The 5,977-nt window shown below is 53.7% G+C and carries 7 protein-coding genes and 1 pseudogene; 3 read left to right on the top strand and 5 right to left on the bottom strand.

Going from position 1 to position 5,977, the window contains the following annotated elements:
- The 3 genes and pseudogenes from QCH34_RS05135 to QCH34_RS05145 form a co-directional block, all read right to left on the bottom strand.
- Positions 1-231, bottom strand: a pseudogene (locus tag QCH34_RS05135) (V-type ATP synthase subunit K); the annotation flags it as partial.
- Positions 228-2,207, bottom strand: a complete 1,980-nt coding sequence (locus QCH34_RS05140) for a V-type ATPase 116kDa subunit family protein (RefSeq protein WP_300331164.1) — start codon at positions 2,205-2,207, stop codon at positions 228-230. The gene QCH34_RS05140 and the pseudogene QCH34_RS05135, both read right to left, overlap by 4 nt.
- On the bottom strand, positions 2,191-2,523 hold the full coding sequence (locus QCH34_RS05145; RefSeq protein ID WP_300331167.1) for a hypothetical protein: 333 nt from the start codon (positions 2,521-2,523) through the stop codon (positions 2,191-2,193). Before QCH34_RS05145 ends, QCH34_RS05140 begins: the two co-directional genes overlap by 17 nt.
- Positions 2,524-2,639: 116 nt before the next feature.
- On the opposite strand from QCH34_RS05145, the gene QCH34_RS05150 reads away from it, so the two are divergent.
- Both QCH34_RS05150 and QCH34_RS05155 read left to right on the top strand, forming a co-directional pair.
- Positions 2,640-3,596: a glucokinase gene (locus QCH34_RS05150; RefSeq protein WP_300331170.1), complete on the top strand. Its 957-nt coding sequence runs from the start codon at positions 2,640-2,642 to the stop codon at positions 3,594-3,596.
- Between the two features lie 45 nt (positions 3,597-3,641).
- Positions 3,642-3,926 (top strand): chorismate mutase, encoded by a 285-nt coding sequence (locus QCH34_RS05155; RefSeq protein ID WP_300331173.1) that lies wholly within the window; start codon positions 3,642-3,644, stop codon positions 3,924-3,926.
- A 69-nt stretch (positions 3,927-3,995) separates the two neighbouring features.
- Here QCH34_RS05155 and QCH34_RS05160 read toward each other — a convergent pair whose 3' ends face one another.
- The gene (locus QCH34_RS05160; RefSeq protein ID WP_300331176.1) at positions 3,996-4,274 is read right to left on the bottom strand and encodes a hypothetical protein; all 279 of its coding nucleotides are present in this window, start codon (positions 4,272-4,274) and stop codon (positions 3,996-3,998) included.
- 42 nt (positions 4,275-4,316) lie between these two features.
- Here QCH34_RS05160 and QCH34_RS05165 point away from each other — a divergent pair, with 42 nt between their 5' ends.
- The gene (locus tag QCH34_RS05165; RefSeq protein WP_300331179.1) at positions 4,317-5,144 is read left to right on the top strand and encodes a hypothetical protein; all 828 of its coding nucleotides are present in this window, start codon (positions 4,317-4,319) and stop codon (positions 5,142-5,144) included.
- On the opposite strand, the gene QCH34_RS05170 is transcribed toward QCH34_RS05165, so the two are convergent.
- Positions 5,139-5,977: ABC transporter substrate-binding protein (locus QCH34_RS05170; RefSeq protein WP_300331182.1), on the bottom strand; the 839-nt coding region annotated here is incomplete at its 5' end. The genes QCH34_RS05165 and QCH34_RS05170 overlap by 6 nt on opposite strands.

Consider the following 5,977-nt stretch of genomic DNA (forward strand, 5'->3'; position numbering starts at 1 on the left):
GGTCGAGAGGAGGATCAAAACAGCAACCAGAAGGCCGTACATCCCCTGTGTCTGGGGAACAGCCTGAAATACGAGTGCCTGCCCGAACTTCTCGGGCTTGATGGCAATCACTCCGGCACCGGTGGCGCCGGCAATACCGACACCCATGCCGGATCCGATGGCAGACAGTCCTACCGCGAGCCCGGCACCGGTGACTGCCAGAATAAATCCGGGTGTTAGTTCAGGTATCATGGTTCATCCTCCGGAAGAATGGTCTTCCTACGATCCGTTGCAAATGGCTGGAAAAGGCGGCCGCCTCCTTCATAAAAGTGGCCAAAGAACTCGACATACTGGAGCCGGAGGGCATGGATAAATCCGCCCAGGGACTGGAGCAGGAAGTTTGCCAGATGGCCGCCGACTGCAAACAGTACCGCAACGATGGCGAGATACGGGTGGACAGATCCGATCATCTCAGAGAGGATATTCACGGTCATCGCAATCCCGGCAGTTGCGAGTGCAAGCGCAAGAATCCTTGTATAACTGAGCCAGTCCCCAAGGAACCCCGTGATGCTGAAGAACCCAAGAGGCCCTTCGAAGGTGAGGATCAGGGCAGCGGCTGCTGCTGCTCCTGCTCCCGATACAAAAAGAAGGGGAAGTGGAATCTCCGCCCATCCGAAGAATGCGAAGAGAAGAACTGCCGCACAGGGCTGGAGTATAAACCAGACCCCCTGTTCTTTGAGCATCTTCCTGAGTTCACCCGCTTTGATATTGCTGTATGCAGCGATTCCAAGGCCCATGTTCAGGTGAAAAATCCCAAAGAGAAGGGCGGCGGTGAGGATGGTGATTGGATCCATCAGGGGATCGATTAATACGAAGGGCGGGGATATGCCGAAGAATCTCGGGAGGAGATCCCCAAAGAAGCCCCCCTGTACGATACCGAAGAGAATGCCGGAGATACCGCAGGCAAAAAGGATAAACGAGAAGTCACGGGTTGACCCCGGGTACCATGCAGGGCCTGCAAGGAGGGCTGCTGCAACCAATGCAAGCAGCAGCCCGTAGCCCGCATCCCCAAGCATCACCCCGAAGGTGATGACGAGGACCGGAGCAATAAAAAACGTCGGATCCACCTCACGGTACCGGGGCGGGGCAAATGTCGTGGTGAGTGACCTAAACGGCGAGAGCCAGCGTGGATGATTGTATGCAACAGGAACAGCGGCATCCCCGTCCTTCCCCGGAACAGCACGGTAGATCATGGTGCCACCTGCATGAAGATCCCCGATCTTCTCAAGGAGAGGGAGATCATGGCTTTTAATCCAGCCTGAATAAAGCCTGAGATCGCGGGTTGAGCCGGTGAGGGCGGCGGCATCAACTGCATCCCGTGCAATTCCGAGGTCCTCTGCAAGCCCGGCAAGCAGTTGAAGGTATTCTGAGCTTTTCTCCCGCAGGCAATTCTGTATCTCTTCATCTTCCTGATGGAGAGCATCCTTCTCTTTCCGGATATGTTCAAGCGCCTCAGGAACAGAACTCCCATGTTCGCCGAAGGTAAAATCCGCAAAACCCCTTGAACGGAGGAGTGCATCAACTCTTTCGGCAACACGTGAATGCGCAAGGACGACTGCGATCATCCCCTCTTCCTCCAGCCTGCATGCAGAGTGCGCAATTGCCTCTGATATTCCCTCTTCCTCAAAAAGTGCGTTTAAATCCTCGCATTCACCGGTTGGAATGAGCCCTGCCCTGATGGTGATGAAACGGGATGGCTCACGCGGAGGGAGGGCCTCTCCAACGCACCGAAAGAGGAGAAGATGCTCTTCATCTTCATCAAGGCGTGCGAAACGCTCATGGATAGCTGAACGGCGAACCCGGCAGGAGAGGATCTCCGAGATCACCGGGTTATACCTGTCCACCACCTTCAGCAGTGAGGCGGGATCAGATCGCTCTGCCGGAACCGGGGATTTCCGATCCGGGAAGAAGAAACCGGTGATCCTTCCCTGCTCTTCCCTGTGATCATGGAGCGCCTCCACAGCACGCTCGGTCCGGGCCTGGGCAGCTGCGAGTGCCTGCCGGATCTCATCCCTTTGCACCGGTGAGATAAGGTGGAGGAGGTGCTCGTCACCGGTGATCGGGGTCAGTTCAAGAATCCCCTCTTCATGGAGAGCTGAGAGGAACGGTGCTGCATACCGGCGATGGATCCCCACCGTCACCTTCTGCATCTCAGCCGGATAGAACATCCTCCCCTCCGGTGACTACGGCTATGATTGCAGAAACCGCACTATCCTTTCGTGAGGCAGCAGCAGACATAATCTCTTCAACACGCCGATCCGTTTCAGAAGCGATTTCTCGGGCTTTTCCCTCAGAATCCTGTATTAAACGGTTAACGGTTTCTTCTGCCTCTGCTGAAGCCTTCTTCAGTTCATCTTCGGTATATGCTGCCGCTTCTTTCCTGGCGGAACTGACTGCTTTTTCTGCCTCATCTTCAGCAGCCTTGATCCGTGAGATCGCCTCTTCCTCCACCTTCAGGACAGCCTCGATATCATGAACCGGCATGATTGTGTTTATAGATTGACCCCGTTATTAACCTACGCCCTCATAGTATTCTTTATCTGATCATAGAGAGGAGAGATGATATCCGGCACCAAATATGCCGGATCGGGGAAGAATCAATGCAGGGAATCCTGACAGCAGATATCGGCGGCACATACAGCAGGTTCGCCGGGTTCACTCTTGGTGATGATGGTACCATATCCCGGCTGAATGCTGTTTCGCTCACAACGAGCAGTTTCAGTTCATTTGACGATCTGATCGAAGAGGCCCTCATGTACGCAGCCCCGGCTTCGGGCTCTTCATGGGAGGCGATGGTGCTTGCGGTACCGGGATTGGTCAGGGATGGCGTGCCTGGAATCCTGCCCAATGTTCCTTGGCTGGCTGATATACGCACCCTCAAAACAAAGATGCCGGAGACAGAGATCCACCTGATCAATGATTTTGTTGCCCAGGCATATGCCTGCCTGCTGGAGACAGGGCTTGCGGGAGAGGTGATACAGGAAGGAAGATCCGGGGATGGCGGCGTCATTGCAGTTGTCGGCGCCGGAACCGGCCTTGGCCATTGTGCAATCAGAAAGGGAGCGGGCGATAGTATCTGTGTTATTCCTTCAGAGGCCGGCCATGCCGCCTTCCCCTTCTATAGAGGCGATGAGGCTCGTTTCATGGAGTATCTCATGGAGAGAACCGGAATAAAGCACCCGCATAACGATCTGGTGGTGAGTGGCCCCGGTCTCGCCCACCTGCATGCATGGCTGACCGGCGAGATGCTTCCTCCAAATCAGGTTGTCAGGAGAATAGGGCCTGATTCAGAGACAACAGAGTTTTTTGCCCGGTTCTATGCACGTGCATGCAAAAATTATGTGCTCAACACCCTCTCAACAGGCGGCCTCTTCATCACCGGCGGTGTTGCGATGAGAAATCCGTTCCTCGTGATGAACGATTCTTTCCGTGAGGAGTTCATCGATGCTCCGCATTACCAGGATATGCTCGAAACAATCCCCGTTTCCCTTGTTTGTGACGAAGATGTGGGGCTCCTCGGAGCAGTACGGTACGGCATGCTGAACCTCAGAGGATGAGCTGATCAGGAGGCTTTTTATTTTACCGGGTGAGAGAGATTCCACATGACCATTGATGAGATCCGCGAGGAGATTGCAACAATAGATGCCGGGATTGTCGATCTGATCAAAAGGCGGCAGTCGCTGGCCGGAATGATGGCACATGAGAAGGTGAAGGCAGGCAGGCCGCCGGTCGACCCCGCACAGCGGGAGCAGGTGATCTCCCGGGCAGTGGATCGGGCGGTTGAGGCGGGTATCGATCCGACAGGTGTACGGGAGATCTTTAACAGGCTTGTCGTGATGAGCGAGGATAAGCAGAGAGGATGCATGGGTGATGGAAACCTGCCGTGATGGAGTGTTTCACAGTATAAAGGAATAAAAAAGTGAGTGAAATAAATACAAATGACAATATCTCTTTTTCTATGCTTTTCTATAGATATTCAGCCCGATCTTGATCTCATCATCATCAGGTAGTCCAATATTTCCCTCACTCGATGCAATGATGACCGATTTACCTGACTTTGAAATGCCGAAATCTTTTGTGAGATCCACTTCGATGATCAGTTTCGATCCCTCTCTCTTCATCTCCATATTCTTCATGATGCTGATCTCTTGCACCGCTCTGCAATGAAGCTGCCGGGAGATGATCCGGTGAGTATTGAGATGTGATGAGGTGAACTGACAGGCAATTACCATCATGCAGTCGATCGATTCTTAAGATATGAGGAGATACAATTCCTGATGCAATCTTCCCATGCGATCATTATTGCCATTGCCTGCCTGCTTGCCGGAGTAGTCATCGGAATGGTAGTTATCCCTGTACCTGATGCGGATCCTGATGATGATGCGGCGATGATCCTTCTCAGGCTCCAGTCAGAGATCTCAGCATCGCTGGAGACGCTTGATACCAAACTGGCATCCGCTGCATATGATCTCGGATCAACCGGCCTTGATAACAAGGCGGCACGGGATATCCTGCTTGAAATAAGCAGTATCCATCCGGCGGTCATCGACAGCACCACCGTCAGCCCGGAAGGCATCATTCTTGCTGCTGAACCATTCTTACACCACGATGTGGAAGGCGTGGATGTCTCGGATCAGAAAGCAACACAGCAGATTCTTGCAACCCACCGCCCGATCATGAGCGGCATTATTCCGGTGGCAGAGGGAGGCGATGCATCGTTTATCAGCGCACCCGTCTTCAGCAGGGGCGGGATCGCGAGCGAGCCGCCGGGGAGGTTCCTTGGGTTCACCTCCATCGTGTTTCAACCGCACCTCCTGATCGGGGAGGCGGCTGAGCCGGTTGTTTCCGGAAAACCCTATTCGATCACCGTCGTCGATACTGACGGCCGTGTCCTCTATGATACCGATCCGGAACAGATCGGGCTCCCCCTTGACGATCCCGTCTATACCGCCTATCCCGTGCTCGTTGAGTTCGTCACCCGGGTCACAAAGGAGCGGCAGGGGCAGGGGAGCTATATCTTCCGTGACCAGACAAAAGAGGCTGTCTGGACGACCGTATCACTGCACGGGACAGAGTGGCGGGTGGCGGTCACACGGACTCTATGAGGGAGAGGAGAGCTTCCTCCTTTGTAGTATAAACAGGGCCAGTGAGAAGAGAGCAATCAAAGGAATTACTGCTAAAGGGGAAGATTCTTCTGATTGCGGCATTTCCCGAACCAAAGGATCATAGAGATCAGGATGCAATGCTTCTGCCACCTCTTCGAGTGCATCCACAATTCTGGGTCCGCCCCGGCTTATGATATCGGATTCAATAATAATAACCCGGTTATTTTGCACCGCATCCAGCCGTGCAAGCCGTGGTTCTGTCATGACATAGTTATAGATGACATCATAGCCGGCTTTTCCCATTCCAGTTCCCGAGCTGACAAGGATATAATCGGGATTTGCGGAGACAAATTCTTCAAGGCCGACGATCTTATACTCATCAACTCCTGAAAATGCATTCCTGCCGCCTGAGGTTCTGATCACCTCGTTCTGGAAGGTCCGGTCACCAGACACCCATATCGGATCATGCCAGACGATATGGGCAACAGACGGGGTGTGGGATCGGGTGGCAACCCGCTCCTCGACCGCCGCAATTCTCTGGCTAAGCTCCTGATTCAGCATCTCCGCATTATCTTCAGCACCGCAAACCCTGCCAAGCAGTATGATCATCTCCAGGATCTCATCGATTGTTTCCGGATTGATGACAAGAACCGTTATCCCAAGTGATCGAAGTCGGTTAAACACCTCCTCGGAGTTCTTTGGAGCAGCCACCACCAGATCAGGCCTTGCAGCAACGACCTTTTCTGCACTGATTGTGGTAAACCCGCCCATTGATTCAATCTGACGGGCTTCTGGGGGGTAGTCACTCTGTTCAGCCACCCCGACAAGCCGAT

The organism is Methanocalculus sp. (genome assembly GCF_029762515.1).
Lineage (GTDB): Archaea > Halobacteriota > Methanomicrobia > Methanomicrobiales > Methanocorpusculaceae > Methanocalculus.